The following is a 16248-nucleotide window of genomic DNA, read 5'->3' as shown; positions in this document are numbered from 1 at the left end:
TCTAAACATCTAATATCAAGCCATGGATGTTAGGAAAAACCTAGATTATTAAAGTGTAGTGTGTCATGTTTTTCTAAGCGATTGATATATAATAAATTGCATTTTGATTTTAAGTAAGATTTTATATAGGGCTCCAAAAATAGTTATATAAAGTTTGTCCCGAATAATTTTCAATACCCAACCAGATGGGCAAAAGCAGCTCTGGAGATTTTTGGTGGAGTTATATGTTGTTAATTTTTATCTTTTAATAATTTTTTTATATTCAAAACTATTATTAGAATAAGTAAAACGTAAATTGTAATTGCCTGTGGGTAACTTTGCCAGCAAAACATTTAGATTGAATTCAAAACTTTCATTGTTTAGGTGTTGGAATGAATATTCATTAGCTATTTGGTTATTGCTTATTTCTCCATAGATTTTCCCAATATTGTCAAGTATTTGGATGTTATTTATTTGTCCATTGGTTTCTATTTTAAGATATAATCCGAATGGATTCGGGCTGACTATTGAGATGATTGGTGGGTTATCTTCATTAATATTTAGAAATTGTTTTTTGGAAGTTTCTTTTTTATTTAATAATTCAGAAAAGTTAATGAATGAGAATAGTTCATCTGATTTTTCATTAAAATGCCCTATCATATAAATTTTATTATTATCAATCTGAATGGTTGTAATATTGGGTTGAAAGTCCGAAGATGTTTTTAAGAAAATAGGCTGGGAATTGTTGAAATTGGTAATATAATTATCTACCCCATCGGTACAAAGAAAGTAATCCTTGAATTCAGAGAAAATCCTTAATGCATATTCTTTAAGCAAAAAAGTTTCAATATCAAGTACTTTGGTTTTGTAATTCTCATAATAAAAGACCATAACTAAGTTTTTATTGTATATCAACCTAGTATAATTTCCCAATTCTTTAGCTGGGATTTCGATATAATTATTATTGGAAAAATTTAGCAAATACAGGCTTTTTTTATTTGAATAATAATCTGTATATGCATAAATACCCATTTTTTTCCAACTGTGAACAAAATTAAATCCAGAAGAAACCGAAAATGGGAAGCCGGTAATTATTCCGGTGTTACAGTCAATGATATTGTTTTCGACGCCATTTATTTTTCCCAAAAAACTCAGGTATTTTCCTGAAAGCTTCAATCCATTTTCTTGAATAATTTCAACATCAATTTTTCTGTCCTTAAATGTACTTTGCTTAATAGTCAAAATATGGATTAAATACTTATTTCCCTTGCAAACTATGTAAATCTGATGATTTTCGGAATCATAATCAATGCAGGTGATTTGACCATAATCATTCAGATTGAAATTGTTTTGAATTTGATCCTGATTTATCCGGAGATCATATCCTTGAATTACTGCGATAACATTTTCATCAAAAAAGTATATCGTTGAAGGCGATTTGTTGGAGCCGTTTTCCTGATAAATATTAGTCTCCAGTTGGTTTTTTTGATTGATAAATTTTAACTGGTTTCCAATTTTTCCAGCGAAAACATATTCGTTGAGACCCAGAAAACGGTTTTCAGTTATTGAATACTCCTTATCTGATTTTATTTCTCTGGCCTGTTTTCCATCAAAATAAGTTCCCTTGGTTGAATAGTTTGAGCTAATCACATTGAAATCCAGGCTGTCGGTGTATTTAGTTTTATTAATCAATACCAAGGAATTTTGATAGGTTAATAAAAACTTATCGTTTACAGGGTAAAGTTTAGCTTGGTCATAATAGTTTATGATATTATTTTGGTAAAAATATTTGATTTCATATACGGTATTCTCAAGAGTAGTTTTGAAAGTAAAATTGTCAATATTAAAAACACCAAAGTTTTGATTATTATCCATCACAAGGTATTCAGTTGGATTAAGCTTTTTGATTATACTGAGACATTCTAATTCAGGAAGCTCTGTAGTTTTATCAATTATCAGAAACTCTGACTTTTGGCTTGAGGCAAGGTCAGTTAATTGGTAGAGAAATTGGTTATTGATTGTGTTAATTTTTTTAATATAATTGAATTTTTGAAATAAATTCAATTTTAAGTTAGCATACTGCATTGTATTAAAATTGTAGGAAATATTAAAATAAGTTGAGTCTGATCTGTCAATTATGTAAGTCAAAGGCCAATTTCCTACTCCTGTAAATGGGGAATAACCTATTTTAAAACCAAAATTTTCATCCTGATAATTATTCTGATACGCCCAGTATTGATAGTCATGCTTTATCTCAAGGATTGTGGTGTCTTGAATATCAAAAATTTGACTTGAAAAGCCTGATATCAGGCTATTTGATTCAAAGAAATTAATAGTTTTTCCATATGGTAAAGTTATTTTTTGCAATTTTACCTGTTTATCCTCAAATTGAACTTTGAATAGGTTACTGGTATTATTTTCGGTATAAGTTGCATATAAATTATGGTGGTATTCTTTGCAATTTGACCGGTTTAAAACCATTTTTTCCTCAGGCAATACCTTATATGAAATATTATTTACAATTGCTGAGTCACTGAAAAGTAAATAATATTTTTCATTTCCAGATACTAATAATGGAAAAGAATTCCGCCAGCTCTCAGAATTATATTCATGGCTGTTATAAAAAATTGTTTTAATCTCTTTAAAGTTCTGATCGAAAATAGTTGAATGGCCGGAATAAAAATGGATAAACCCATCTTTGAATTGATAAATATTGAGTGGCTCATCTGAGTTTATTATTTGACTTTGTTCTAAAATCCTTTTCTTAGTACTGTATTCAGGTGTAATGTTTGAATAAGTGTTATTTTTTTGATTCAATGTCGAAATTATAAACCTCAAAATGTCAACCTCTCTGCCTTTGAAAGCTTTTATTGTAGTGTTGTCGTCAAATTCTTCAATTTCTGAATCAATTCCATCCGAAAAATTATAGTGACGAAGACTATATTTATTACCTCCAATTGTTGAGGTATATTTAATGTAAATAAGGTCATTATTTGTAGTGTCATTATAAACAATCGAAATGTTATACTGCCTAAGGCCTGTAAAAATATGCCTGAGCTTGGTAATTTGTTCCTGAGAAAACGAAACAAATCCATTTAGGATAATTGTGAAAATAAGAAGTCCTTTTTTCATTTTTTGGGATTTAAAATACTTTTTTTTAAACTTAAAATTAAATTAAAATTTTGACATTTTTTGAGGTATTTTTTTGTAAAATTATTTTACGGTAAAATTTTATGAATCATGAATTCGATATTTATTACTATTCCAATAATATTTTGCAAAAATCAAATTCTCAAAATTATCTTTAAAAAAAATCAACCTCAACGAAATAAAAATATCCTTTTAGGTTAGGATAAATCTCCGTATTTTTGTCGGGTTAAAAATAACACTAACATAATTAATGAAGAAGATCGCAGTTTTTACTTCCGGTGGAGACGCTCCAGGCATGAACGCCTGTATCAGAGCCGTGGTTAGAGGAGCAATTTATCACGGTTTGGAAGTATATGGTATCAGAAGAGGTTATAACGGCATGATCGCCGGTGATATATTCGAAATGGGCTCTAAGTCTGTATCAAACATAGTACAACGTGGTGGAACCATACTTAAGTCGGCACGTAGTAAAGATTTTATGACTCCGGAAGGTAGAAAAAAAGCCTACGAAAACCTGATGTCCCATGGCATTGAAGGTTTGGTAGCTATTGGCGGAAATGGTACTTTTACAGGAGCTGAGGTGTTTTATAATGAATATCAGATACCCACAGTGGGATGTCCGGGTACGATTGACAACGACCTTTATGGTACCGATTACACGATTGGATTTGACACTGCCGTAAATACCTCCCTCGAAGCCATCGACAAAATCAGAGACACGGCCGATTCGCATGACCGTGTGTTTTTTATCGAGGTGATGGGTCGCGACTCAGGTTATATCGCAATTCAGTCTGGAATAGGTGGTGGAGCCGAAATCGTGATGGTGCCGGAAACTCATACTCCTTTGAAAAAAGTGGTTTCAACCTTGAAAGACGGCTGGAATCGCCAGAAATCTTCTTCCATTATTGTTGTAGCAGAAGGTGACGAAGAAGGTCATGCTACCCAGATCGCCGATAAAATCAAAGAACAAGTTGGTGACAAACTGGATATCAGAGTTTCAACACTTGGGCACATGCAAAGAGGCGGCTCACCTACTGCTTATGACAGAATTCTGGCTTCCCGTATGGGACTGGCTGCTGTTGAAGGCCTTATAAACGGACAGAAAAACGTAATGGCTGGAATTGTAAACAATGAACTGGTTTATACACCATTTATTGACACTATCAAAAAACAAAAACCTATTCACGACGATTTGTTACGGATGGTTCACATTTTAAGCATTTAAAAAATCAAGTCCGGCCAATTGGTCGGACTTTTTTTAAATATATCCTGCCAATTTGTAGGCCAATAAGCCTATCCATTCGGTAAAAATCATGTCGGTTTGGCGAAAAGCCAGAGAGGAAGGCAAAAATGCTGAGATACTAAGGGAATGGTTTTCTGCAATTTCAGAATTTACAGGGAACATCGTGAAGTCAATTCCTTGTTTTCGAAAACATAAACTGGCTCTTTTGCAATGGAATGAGGTTGTAATCACTAAAACTTTTTCTTCAATATTCAATAGTTTTTTTGTTTCTAAGGCATTTTCAAAAGTATTTTTCGAGGTTTTTTCCTGAAAAATTAAGGAGTCTGGAACGCCATTTTTTAATAAAAAAAGTCGGGCATAATCGTTTTCAATCAAAGGTTGTTTTTGATAATTTTTTCGCCATTCACCACCCGAAATAATGATTCTTTTGATTTTTTTCTCTCTATATAACTCAAGAGCCTGCCATATTCGGTCTGATTGATTTCCCAGGCCAAGATGATTCTCTCCATATTTTGAGTCATTTATAATGCCACCTGTCAAAACCACCCCCGCATCATATTGTCCGAGGTTTTCGATATGTAAAGCCTTGGGTTCGTAAAGCCTGTTTATTGTATTGATTATTGCCGGACAAGAAAATATATACAGCAATACAAGAATTGTTATGGTAAGGCGTTTCTGTTTGGTACGATTTTTAGTCAATAATAAAAGGAATCCTAAAATAAAGAGGATTCCAAGTGGTTTTAAGATAAAAGAAAGCGTTTTGGATAGAATAAAAAACATAATGATAAGTTAAAATTTTCATCCGAAATCAATATTAGTTTAAATTTGCAAAAAAAAATCTGAACATGAAGAGAACATTAATTTTTCTTTTTTTTCTCGCTTACAACATTTCAATTTCCAGTGCTCAAGACAAACCAGCTTACAATTTTACAGTTAAACTGCCGGGCCTGGAAGAAGGTAGAAAGGTGCATTTAGCACACTATTTTGGTTATTCCCAATATTTTAAAGTTGATTCGGCTTTGGTTGAAAACGGTATTTTGACATTTAAAGGTACTGAGCCTCTGAAAGGCGGGATATATCTTATCGTGCTCAATCAAGCCAAATATTATGATTTTATTGTAAGTGGTGATGAAAAAGATATTACCATTGAAGCCGATACTTTAGATTTTGTAAAAAGTGTGAAATTTACCGGCTCAAAAGAAAACGACATACTGTTTGGATACAGGAAGTTTTTGATGGAAAAAAGCTCAGAGGCAATGGCCTTACAAAAACTCATGCAACAACAAAAAGACCCGGCATCAATGGAAGTTAACCGTGGTAAAATGAAAAAACTTCAGGAAGATGTAAATCTTTACATGAAAAATGTAGTTGCCGACAATAAAAAATCCTTCGCCGCCAAGATTATTAATGCCAACATTGAGCCGGAACTACCCACAGAAGCCCCAAAACTTGCCAACGGCAGAACCGATTCCACTTATCTTTTTAATCTTTACAAAAAGAAATATTTTGATAATATTGACTTCTCTGACGACCGCATGTTAAGAACACCATTTATTCAGTCAAAAGTTGAAAAATATTTCAAAGACCTTGTATATCAGGTAACTGACTCTATCAATGTCGATGCCGATAAAGTGCTGAAATTGGCCAAGAAAAACAAAGATGTATATAGATATGTACTTTGGTGGATTACCAACAAATATGAAAACATTGAAATCGTAGGCTTAGACGGAGTCTTTGTGCACCTGGCCAAAGATTATTATCTGAAAGATGTTGATTGGATGGATAGCACTCAAACTGCAAAATTTAGGGAAAGAGTTCAGATTTTAGAACCAATCCAGACGGGTAAAATCATGCCTCCATTGGTTTTGCAAGACACACTCGGTCGTGATATTAATCTTTATGATATCAAAGCCAAATATACTATTGTGTATTTCTATAGCTATGATTGCGGGCACTGCCGCGACCACGCCCCGGAGTTGGTGAAGTATTATGAAGAAAACAAGAACAAAGGTATCGCCATTTACCATGCGGGCATACATGTGACTGGAGACCCAGCAGAAGAACTCAAAAAAACCAAGGAATTTATCAATAATTACAAAACCAAAAATCTGATAAATGTACTGGATTCAAAGTTTAGATATGATTTCAGAAAAAAATACGATATATATTCAACGCCGACTTCCTATATTTTGGATAGCGAAAAACGAATCATTGGTCGAAGGATACCGGTTGAAGAGTTTAATAAGTTTATAGAGTTTCACGAAAAGAAAGTACAAGCAGAAAAAGCAGCAAAAGCAAGCAAATAAAACGAAAAGCCGGACATCAAAATCCGGCTTTTTTTTTTCTAAATCTATTTTTTATCAAGAAACCATTGTACCGCCAATGAATAGCCTTCAATCCCCAGACCGGCAATAATACCCTTGCATTTTGGTGTAAGAAATGAGTGTTTTCTGAATTCTTCGCGGGCGTGAATATTGGAGATATGGACCTCCACCACAGGCGTTTTTACTCCACCGATGGCATCGGCAAGGCTCACAGAAGTATGTGTTAACCCACCGGCATTTAGGACGATACCGTCGTAGGTAAAGCCTACCTGATGAATTTTATCAATAATCTCACCCTCGTGATTAGACTGAAAATATTCCAGTTCTATTTCAGGAAAATTCTTTTTCAGAATCTCAAAATAATCTTCAAACGACTGACTTCCGTATATTTCAGGCTCCCGTTTTCCTAATAGATTGAGATTGGGACCATTGATGATGAGAATTTTCATAAAAATTATTTTTTCAAATGGACTTTTGCAAATTAATTGATAGTCTATTATTAATCAAAGAAAAAGAATTTCTGTAAAATTAAATAGAAATGTCCTTTTAAGGTTGAAATCTTAAAATAAAATAACCAAATCTACCTGAGATTTAATTTTTTCAAAATCCGGGAAATGCCAAGTCATTATTATCTCAAATGACCACATAAAAGACCTCTTAGAGGTGACATTTATTACAAATTGGGTTAATAATTTATTATTTACCCAGAATCTTTTAAAATTTAACCAATTCACAAGGTAATTTTGTGAAAATTATGCAAAGATGAGTTTGAGCAGAAAGGAATATTTGATTGGAAAATATAATGTAGCCGGGCCTAGATATACCAGTTATCCAACTGTGCCGTTTTGGGATGTGGCCAATTTTAATGCAGAAGTTTGGAAAAATAGCCTGGCCACTTTTGGGAAAGAAGAAATCTCGGAAAATGGTCTGAGTATTTATATACATCTTCCTTACTGTGAGAGTCTTTGCACTTTTTGTGCCTGCCACAAACGCATCACCAAAAACCATAGTGTGGAAGATAGCTACATTGATGCCTTGCTTGTGGAGTGGAAAATGTATCTCGATATCCTGAATATCAAGCCCTTAATAAAAGAAATTCATTTGGGGGGCGGTACACCCAGTTTTTTCTCGCCCCAAAACCTCAGAAGACTGATTGACGGTATTCTTGAAACCTCGAAAATAGCACCGGAACATGCTTTTAGCTTTGAGGGTCATCCCAACAATACCACTTTTGAGCACCTCAAAAACCTGTACGACGTAGGATTCAGAAGGGTGAGTTTTGGAGTGCAGGACTATGACCCGGTGGTGCAAAAGGCCATCCACAGGATACAGCCGTTTGAAGCCGTAAAAAATGTTACAAAATGGGCCCGGGAAATTGGTTACACCAGTATCAGCCATGATTTGGTGTTTGGTTTGCCATTCCAGCAGTTGAGTTCCATCGAAGATACCATAAAAAAGACTCTTGAGCTGCATCCTGAGCGGATAGCGTTTTATTCTTATGCCCATGTGCCCTGGATCAAGGGTGTAGGCCAGCGGGGATTTGATGAAGCTGATTTACCGACACCAGAGAAAAAAAGAGAATTATACGAGCTGGGGCTGGAACTTTTTGAAAACGCAGGCTATTCCGAAGTAGGAATGGATCATTTTGCGTTGCCCGGCGACGAGCTTTTTGAAGCCATGAAAAATGACACCCTGCACCGTAATTTTATGGGATATACCACCCAGTCGGCGAAGGCCATGATTGGTTTAGGTGCTTCTTCTATCAGTGATTTATGGGGAGCATTTGGGCAAAATGCCAAAGACGTAGAAAAATACAAAGAACTTGTTTTTGCCGGGCGGTTGCCTGTAGAAAAGGGCCATTTGTTATCGGAAACCGACCTTTTTGTGAGAAGACAAATCCTGAATATCATGTGTAACCTGCATACAGAATGGGCAGATACGGATAAGCAATTAATTGATTTTGAGGGAATTGAAAAACATCTCAAGGGATTTGAGGAGGACGAGATTTTGGTGAGAACCGAAAACGGCTTTAAAGTAACCGAAGGAGCCTTTGTGAGAAATATAAGTATGGCCTTTGATCAATATCTTGATCTGAAAAATATTGGTGAAAAGATGTTTTCGAAGACGATATGAGAGAGAATTTTGAAATTTGAGTTAAATCACAAATACCTCAAAAAATTCCAGAAACCCCTGGTTTTTAGAAAATCTTCTTTGCTTTCGTTTTGATAGGCTTCTTTTTCGAAACTGATGTGCATGTATGCCTGATGCAGGTTTCGGAATTGAATCAGTCTGAGGAGCCACTCAGTTATATACCAAAGATAAAATAGCAATATCAGCATCTCCAGCTGTTGTCTAAGGTGAATTCGCTCATGTAAAATGATAGTTTTTGAAGGATTTTTGGGCCTTACCAACACAAAAGGCCACAAAGCTATGCCCGTAATCTTTGGTAGTTTAACGCCCTTAATTAGAATCATTTTCCATTTTTGCCCAAAAATAATCAAAATTCAGGCAAGAACTGAAACACCCAGGATTTTCAATGATTCTTCCTGTCTGTTTCCGGCGAAGTGTTCACTTTAACTTCAATCTTTCCATTTACTGTGCCTTTAGCATTTCTTATCATCACCGAATACACCCCGGCCTGGCTCAATGCTATCTGGTCAATTTCCACTTTTGGAAGATACGACCGGAAACCATCAGGCCCTTCCCAGTAATAAATGGCCCGGGTAAAATAAATGGGTGCCTCCAAAACGACCTTGGCTCCCTGACTCACTTCGATTTTTTCCACAAAACCTTCCTGATTCTTGTTTTTCAAGTCAATGACCTTGTCTTCCAAAAAAGAATAATAATAGAGCCGGCTTGTATCAGAGGGGTATTTCGATGGCTTGTGTTTTGAAAATGGTTTATTTACAATAACCGAAAAAAGTGAACTCAACCCTATGAATAATAAGGTAAATGTTTTAATCATACTCAATTTATGTGCTTTCCTGACAATCCTATATTGCTTGTTATCAAGCAATATTCAGACCAGATTTCTTTTATCGAAAGGAATTAACACAAAAAAAGAGCCTCATTTCTGAGACTCTTTCAAATTGCTTTATTCTATAATTACAAAATCTTATGCCCGATAGTAAGTTGCCAGCCGTTAAGTCTTTGGCTGAATTTTGGGTCATTAAATTTATCAGAAGATAAATTACTCAAGCTACCTTCATTTCTCAGGTCAATTTCAAAACCCAAAAGTTTTATGCCCACACCTGCCTGATATCCAAAAGTAGCATTTTCAAAAGCAGCATCTACATCATTGGTCACTTTTTTGAGTTCATCTAAAAACTTCTGGTCTTCACTGATTTTAATAGAGGCCACCGGACCTGCATTGATTCTGATTCTGTTAAAAAGTTTATAACCAATCAGTATCGGAATATCAATATTATTGGTTTTGATATCCACACTTACGGGACTACCACCTCCAACCGGTACAAAATCAACTTTACCGCCTTTCGTGGCAAATAAAACTTCGGGTTGCAGATACAATTTTTTCCCGATACGGCTGTAAACACCAAACGAATAACCTGTTTTAGTGTCTTTACTTTCTTTAATGTTCTGGCTAAAAGAACCGGCATTGGTAACCATACTTGAGAAGTTGATCCCTCCTTTGATTCCTAATGTAAACTGGGCCATTGACAAATTTGAGATACAAATGGCAGCTAAAATCAAAATAGCTTTTTTCATAAAATTTGAGATTGATAATTAATTTTTTGATTCGTGTTACTAACGTATATTGCAAGTTATTAGTACAAAATTAACGAGTTCTTAACAAAATGGCTAAGCTTAAATCGGCTTATTTCTGTCAAAGTTGTGGCTATAATTCACCAAAATGGCTGGGAAGGTGTCCCTCATGCAACGAATGGAACACCATGGTTGAAGAACTTTTGGCCAAAGATGAACCCGAAAAGGGCAGCTGGCGGTTTGGTTCTGCTTCAAAAACTGCCTCTAAACCCAGACTTATTTCTGAAATCAATAAAGCTGAAAAATACCGTATCATCACGGAAGATGAGGAGTTTAACCGAGTTTTAGGCGGGGGCATGGTACCGGGTTCACTCACGCTGGTAGGAGGGGAGCCTGGAATCGGGAAATCCACGTTGATGCTACAGCTGGCATTGAGCCTTAAAGATTATATTGTATTGTATGTTTCGGGTGAAGAAAGTGAGCAGCAAATAAAAATGCGGGCAGAAAGAATACCGTACTCCAATCCGAGATGTTATGTACTGACTGAAACTTCTACCGATTTGATTTTCAAACAAATAGAACAAGTTGAACCGGATGTTGTCATCATCGACTCAATCCAGACGCTTGTTTCACCCCTCATCGAAAGTGGTGCCGGAAGTGTTTCACAGGTAAAGGAATGTGCCGCTGAAATCATGAAATATGCCAAAGAATCTGACGTGCCGGTGATTATGATTGGTCATATCACAAAAGATGGTTCATTGGCAGGTCCGAAGGTACTTGAGCACATTGTCGATACCGTTTTGCAGTTTGAGGGTGACCAATATATGACTTACCGTATTTTGAGGACGACCAAAAATCGTTTTGGAAACAGTTCAGAATTAGGGATTTATGAAATGCTAAGTTCAGGGTTACGTCAGGTAACCAATCCCTCAGAGATTCTGATTTCTGAAAAATCGGAGAGTCTTTCTGGGGTGGCCATTGCAGCCATGATTGAGGGCAACCGGCCATTGCAGATAGAAATTCAGTCTTTGGTGAGTACTACTTCTTATGGTACCCCTCAAAGGTCTAGCAATGGATTTGACCCCCGCAGGTTGCAGATGTTACTGGCGGTTTTGGAAAAAAGAGGTGGTTTCAGACTGGGCACACAAGATGTATTTCTCAATGTAGCCGGTGGGTTGAAAGTGGAGGATCCTGCTATAGACTTGGCGGTGTGTGTGTCCATTGTGTCATCTTATGAAGACTTGCCGGTGAGTCATTCCTATTGTTTTGCCGCCGAGGTGGGTCTTGGTGGGGAAGTGAGGCCGGTAAACCGCATTGAAAGCCGGATTTCGGAAGCGGCCAAGCTGGGTTATGAGAAAATTTTTATTGCCAAAAATCACCTGAAAAGCATAAAACCTGAAGATTTTAAGATTAAAATATTGTCAGTGAGTAAATTAGAAGAAGTTTTTTCTGAATTATTTGGATAAAAAATCATGGTAGAATTAGACGATATCGACAAAAAAATCCTGGATACCATCCAAAAAAACAGCCGGATTACCACCAAGGAGCTTTCGTATGATTTGGGCTTGTCCCAAACACCCATTTATGAGAGAATCAAGCGGCTGGAGCGGGAAGGCATCATCCAGAATTATGTGGCCTTACTGAGCAAAGAAAAGCTCGAAAAACCGCTCATGGCTTATTGCAATGTACAACTTCGTGACCATTCCAAGCCGTATCTTCAGGAGTTTGAGCGGGAAGTGGTGAAGTTTACAGAAGTGGTGGAGTGCTATTATATCGCCGGAAATTTTGACTATCTGTTGAGAGTAATAGTAAAAGACATGAATGCCTACCAAAACTTTATGGTCAACAAACTGGCAGCTCTTGAAAACATACAAAACGCCCAGTCGATGTTTGTCATGACCGAGGTAAAATGGTCCACCGAGGTGCCGATTGATTGAAGTAGTTTTGGTCAAAATTTTTTCGATTTTGTTTAGACATTTAAAAAATTTCAAAGGGCTCAGCATTTGAGAAATTTCGACAAAAATTTCATTTAATCTATATAATTCTTAAACTTTTAGTTTTGATTTAGGAGGATATTCATTTGTTTGTCATAGAATACAACAATTCATATATGAATTTGCCTAATCCTTTTTTTGCATGGATTTCCGAACCACTAAATCTGACAGTTTGCCATCCATCTAATAATAATTCTCTTGAGCGAAAGTTATCATTTCTTATTTGATCCTTTGTACTATGAAATTCATGACCATCGCATTCTATGTTGTATTTCGAAATGGTTATCCACTCATTATTGAAATATCTTTCAGCAGTTATTGCAAAATCCAATCGGTATTTACCAACTTTATGCTGTGGTAATAATTTAATTATATTTATTGCGGTTATTTCATTTTTATTTTCATTGTAGTTTATTTTTGAGGAGTTATATAAATTTAAATACCCATTTGAATCTAAAACTGTATTAAAATCTTCACTAATTAATGTGCCTAAAATTGCTGATGACTTTTCAATTCCGTTAAGTTGAAATCCAATTATTTTATAGTAATCACCTGTTATCAAATCATCTTGAATTAGCTTAGTGGAATTATTTCTTAACTCATTCTTTACCTCACTAATAAAACTAAAAGAAAGGTCACTAAATTCATTAAAATCAAAGAATAAACTGTGACTAATAATATTGAGGAATTCTTCCAAAAATTGTTTCTCAATTGGTGATTCACAAAGTTCAAGAAGTGAATTGAACCCAATATTTATTCTATCCAGTATTTTAAGATTCATACATTGAAAATAATTAAAAGTAAATTGTTTATTTTTTTAAAATTAGGGAAAATATTACATTAAATATAATTTGGATTTTAATATCTTATGGTTTGATATATTGAATTTAGCATTAAAACATTTAAATTCTCAAAACCTCCTATTCCATGAAAAACAAAACAAAAAATAAGCTCAAAGAAGGTCTCGATTATTACTTCGATGCCAATGGTTTGATGGTTTTTACACGGGAATATCATCTCAAAAGAGGGTATTGTTGTAAAAATAATTGCAGAAATTGCCCTTATTGAGATAAATTCTTAATTCAAGTTTTTTTTTTCAGGAAAAATTCGGATATTTGCAGCCCAATTAGGTGAATCGAATACTCAGTATCGAAGATTTTTATTAAATAAATAATATTTGTTAATCATGTCAAAGGTTTGTCAAATAAGCGGAAAGAGAACCAGTTCAGGTAACCACGTTTCGCACGCCAACAACAGAGTGAAACGTAAGTTTTATCCTAACCTAAAAACCAAGAAATTTTTCCTTGAGTCTGAAGGCGTATGGGTAGAATTGAAAGTGGCTACTAGCGTAATCCGTACCATCAACAAAAATGGTTTGGAAGCTACTATTCTGAAAGCAGCCCGCAAAGGCACGTTGTCTCTTTAATAAAAAAGATTTTAGTTTTTAGGATTGGATTTTGGGCTTATACCCGGAATTCAATCTTTTTTTTTGCATAAAATGGAAAATCAACTCATCAAAGCCGTAGAATTTCTAAAATCTCAAATCGGAGATTTTTTACCCCAAACCGGAATCATACTTGGAACCGGACTGAGCAAACTGGCCGATGAAATAGAGGTTTTGCATGTTTTTCCATATCAACAAATCCCTGGCTTTGTGGAGGCCACCGTAGAATTTCACCAGTCTCGTCTGATTTTTGGCTATATAGATTCCAAGCCTGTGGTATGTATGCAGGGTAGGTTTCACTACTATGAAGGCTACAACATGGCTCAGATCACCTTTCCAGTGCGTGTAATGCAAGCACTGGGCATTAAAACTATGCTGGTATCCAATGCCGCAGGTGGTCTCAATCCTGATTTTTCAGAAAGCAGCCTGATGATCATCAATGACCACATTTCACAGTTTTTGCCCGATAATCCCCTGAGAGGAAAGCACAATTTCGGAGGCGACCGTTTTCCCGATATGAGCGAGCCGTATGACCAGGAATTAATAGCTTCTGCCGTTTCGATCGCAAATGAACTTCAGATAGAGAGTGTGCACCAGGGTGTGTATGTGAGCGTAACCGGACCTCAACTAGAAACCAAAGCCGAGTACCGCATGCTCAGAATGTTGGGTGCCGATGCTGTGGGCATGAGTACCATTCCTGAAGTAATGATGGCCCGTCAACTAAACCTTAAAGTATTTGGGATGAGCGTTATCACCGACATGTGTATTCCTGAAACCCTCAAAAAAGCCGAACTTTCAAAGATATTGGCAGCGGCAGCTATTGCCGAGCCCAAAATGACCCTGATTTTTAAAGAATTGATAAAAAGAAGTCTTTAATTTCTTCTCATTCCTTTTACTTTATTCATCATTCCTGTGTCAGAAAAAGTAAAGAATTTGTGAGTGAAATAATTGAAAACAAAACTGAAGCCCATCCCGCAAAGTGGCTGATAGTACCAATAGGGCTAAATTTGTAGTCAATAATCGGAAGTGTAACCTCAAACTCGCCAAACATTGCTTTGAGTGCCAATAAAGTGTAATAAGCACCTTTAACCGTGATAATATAGGAAAAAAATAAAACTACAAGATATTTAAGAATTTCCGAATTAGTCTTGCCAGATTTTTTGGAAGAAAAAGCCAGGTTTTTGGTAAGAATAAATCCCACCGGAACAGAGGCAATATAACCAATCGAAACGCCTGTCTCATAGGCAGTTCCAAGAATTCTGATACATAGAATTGAACCAACAATATATTGGACAATTACCCCCGAGCCCGCAGCTGCAAAATATCCGAAGAATGATTTATGTTTACTGAGTTTACGTTTCAAGGTTAAATTTTAAGATGAAACACAAATATCCCATTTTTATACTAATTAATCAATTTTTTAGTTGAATTATTCAATAAAATCAGAAGCAAATTGCATTAAATCCCGCAGGATTTCACTCCAAAATTTTATTATATATATTTGCATTCACAGATGAAAATCAAAAGGATGAAGTTATTAATTTTAGTGGGATTATTTTCTGTATTTTCTTTAAAGGCTGATGCCAGCATAAATCCTCTTTTTGGACCGGGAAATGACTTTTTTGAAAGATATAAAGAATTACTCGTTGATATCAGAACGCAGAGGATTAGTCCTGATGCAGCAAAGACTGAATTTCAACAAATTATGATGCTTTTGCGTGAAAATTATCCAAATCATTTTCCTGAATCCGAAATTGAAAATATAGTTTTTCCACTAACAGGTAGTAACCTGAATGCAGTCGGTGGAAAGGGCAAGGGTTTTTATGTCAGAAATTTCAACTTGTTTGACTATTCAGTAAATGGAAGCCATCCAGCACATGATATCTTTATTTACGATCCCAATCAAGACTGTATTGATGACAGGAAAAGTTCTTTTGTTGATATTGTTTCAGTTGGTCATGGAGTTGTGCTGGCAACAGAAAAATCGTGGTCTGACACTTCCAGTTATCGGGGAGGTAATTATGTTTGGGTGTATGATTTTGAGCGTGGTGGCCTCTGGTATTATGCCCATCATAGAAAAGTGGTGGTAGAACCCGGCGATATCGTAAAACCCGGCGATAAACTCGGAGAAGTAGGTCGTACCGGCTTTAATGCTATGCATCGGAGAAGTGATACCCATTTACATTTGATGTATTTGAAATTAGATGATGAGCTTTCACCTGTACCCCAAAATTTCTATTCCTGGCTCAAAGAGGCAAAAACCATATCAAAATCAAGTACTGCCGATCAGGACGAATTCAGGATTTTTAAATCAGGAAGTTATGAATATTTAAAATCAATTACTACAGAAAAATTTCTGAAGAAAAATAATTAAAAACCTGAGTATAGCTT

Annotated in this window: 17 protein-coding genes; 9 read left to right on the top strand and 8 right to left on the bottom strand. The window is 35.6% G+C overall.

Features of this window, described 5'->3' with window-relative positions:
• Window positions 1-237: 237 nt before the first annotated feature.
• A complete protein-coding gene (locus IPP61_19355; protein ID MBL0327287.1) occupies window positions 238-3111 on the bottom strand; it encodes a hypothetical protein in 2874 nt (957 codons plus the stop codon).
• A gap of 268 nt (window positions 3112-3379) precedes the next feature.
• Between IPP61_19355 and pfkA the strand changes: the two genes are divergently transcribed.
• Window positions 3380-4354, top strand: coding sequence for a 6-phosphofructokinase (pfkA, locus tag IPP61_19350; protein ID MBL0327286.1), 975 nt, complete (start codon window positions 3380-3382; stop codon window positions 4352-4354).
• Window positions 4355-4387: 33 nt separating this feature from the next.
• On the opposite strand, the gene IPP61_19345 is transcribed toward pfkA, so the two are convergent.
• Complete coding sequence (locus tag IPP61_19345; protein ID MBL0327285.1) at window positions 4388-5152, bottom strand: YdcF family protein; 765 nt, start codon at window positions 5150-5152, stop codon at window positions 4388-4390.
• Window positions 5153-5217: 65 nt separating this feature from the next.
• Between IPP61_19345 and IPP61_19340 the strand changes: the two genes are divergently transcribed.
• Window positions 5218-6678: an AhpC/TSA family protein gene (locus tag IPP61_19340; protein ID MBL0327284.1), complete on the top strand. Its 1461-nt coding sequence runs from the start codon at window positions 5218-5220 to the stop codon at window positions 6676-6678.
• A 44-nt stretch (window positions 6679-6722) separates the two neighbouring features.
• Here the strand turns inward: IPP61_19340 and aroQ are convergent, their stop codons facing one another.
• Window positions 6723-7145 carry a type II 3-dehydroquinate dehydratase gene (gene aroQ / locus IPP61_19335; GenBank protein ID MBL0327283.1) on the bottom strand — a complete coding sequence of 141 codons (423 nt, stop codon included), beginning with the start codon at window positions 7143-7145 and terminating at the stop codon, window positions 6723-6725.
• A 313-nt stretch (window positions 7146-7458) separates the two neighbouring features.
• Here aroQ and hemN point away from each other — a divergent pair, with 313 nt between their 5' ends.
• Window positions 7459-8829 (top strand): oxygen-independent coproporphyrinogen III oxidase, encoded by a 1371-nt coding sequence (gene hemN, locus IPP61_19330; protein ID MBL0327282.1) that lies wholly within the window; start codon window positions 7459-7461, stop codon window positions 8827-8829.
• Window positions 8830-8855: 26 nt separating this feature from the next.
• On the opposite strand, the gene IPP61_19325 is transcribed toward hemN, so the two are convergent.
• From IPP61_19325 to IPP61_19315, 3 genes are all read right to left on the bottom strand, one after another.
• A complete protein-coding gene (locus IPP61_19325; protein MBL0327281.1) occupies window positions 8856-9170 on the bottom strand; it encodes a hypothetical protein in 315 nt (104 codons plus the stop codon).
• Between the two features lie 59 nt (window positions 9171-9229).
• Window positions 9230-9661 (bottom strand): hypothetical protein, encoded by a 432-nt coding sequence (locus IPP61_19320; protein ID MBL0327280.1) that lies wholly within the window; start codon window positions 9659-9661, stop codon window positions 9230-9232.
• 140 nt (window positions 9662-9801) lie between these two features.
• On the bottom strand, window positions 9802-10422 hold the full coding sequence (locus IPP61_19315; protein MBL0327279.1) for a PorT family protein: 621 nt from the start codon (window positions 10420-10422) through the stop codon (window positions 9802-9804).
• A gap of 89 nt (window positions 10423-10511) precedes the next feature.
• Between IPP61_19315 and radA the strand changes: the two genes are divergently transcribed.
• Complete coding sequence (radA, locus tag IPP61_19310; GenBank protein MBL0327278.1) at window positions 10512-11885, top strand: DNA repair protein RadA; 1374 nt, start codon at window positions 10512-10514, stop codon at window positions 11883-11885.
• Between the two features lie 6 nt (window positions 11886-11891).
• A complete protein-coding gene (locus tag IPP61_19305) occupies window positions 11892-12356 on the top strand; it encodes an Lrp/AsnC family transcriptional regulator (GenBank protein MBL0327277.1) in 465 nt (154 codons plus the stop codon).
• Between the two features lie 139 nt (window positions 12357-12495).
• On the opposite strand, the gene IPP61_19300 is transcribed toward IPP61_19305, so the two are convergent.
• Window positions 12496-13194, bottom strand: coding sequence for a hypothetical protein (locus tag IPP61_19300; protein MBL0327276.1), 699 nt, complete (start codon window positions 13192-13194; stop codon window positions 12496-12498).
• A 146-nt stretch (window positions 13195-13340) separates the two neighbouring features.
• On the opposite strand from IPP61_19300, the gene IPP61_19295 reads away from it, so the two are divergent.
• The 3 genes from IPP61_19295 to IPP61_19285 all read left to right on the top strand — a co-directional run bounded on the left by IPP61_19295 (window position 13341) and on the right by IPP61_19285 (window position 14733).
• On the top strand, window positions 13341-13481 hold the full coding sequence (locus IPP61_19295; protein ID MBL0327275.1) for a hypothetical protein: 141 nt from the start codon (window positions 13341-13343) through the stop codon (window positions 13479-13481).
• 118 nt (window positions 13482-13599) lie between these two features.
• Window positions 13600-13839, top strand: a complete 240-nt coding sequence (gene rpmB, locus IPP61_19290) for a 50S ribosomal protein L28 (protein ID MBL0327274.1) — start codon at window positions 13600-13602, stop codon at window positions 13837-13839.
• Between the two features lie 72 nt (window positions 13840-13911).
• A complete protein-coding gene (locus IPP61_19285; GenBank protein ID MBL0327273.1) occupies window positions 13912-14733 on the top strand; it encodes a purine-nucleoside phosphorylase in 822 nt (273 codons plus the stop codon).
• 28 nt (window positions 14734-14761) lie between these two features.
• Here the strand turns inward: IPP61_19285 and IPP61_19280 are convergent, their stop codons facing one another.
• On the bottom strand, window positions 14762-15220 hold the full coding sequence (locus IPP61_19280; protein ID MBL0327272.1) for a GtrA family protein: 459 nt from the start codon (window positions 15218-15220) through the stop codon (window positions 14762-14764).
• Window positions 15221-15385: 165 nt separating this feature from the next.
• Here IPP61_19280 and IPP61_19275 point away from each other — a divergent pair, with 165 nt between their 5' ends.
• Window positions 15386-16231, top strand: a complete 846-nt coding sequence (locus IPP61_19275) for a M23 family metallopeptidase (GenBank protein ID MBL0327271.1) — start codon at window positions 15386-15388, stop codon at window positions 16229-16231.
• Window positions 16232-16248 lie beyond the last annotated feature (17 nt).

Source organism: Cytophagaceae bacterium, from assembly GCA_016722655.1.
Classification (GTDB): domain Bacteria; phylum Bacteroidota; class Bacteroidia; order Cytophagales; family Spirosomataceae; genus Leadbetterella.
The sequence above is the reverse complement of the archived record's forward strand: the minus strand, read 5'-3'. Positions and strand labels throughout refer to the sequence as shown.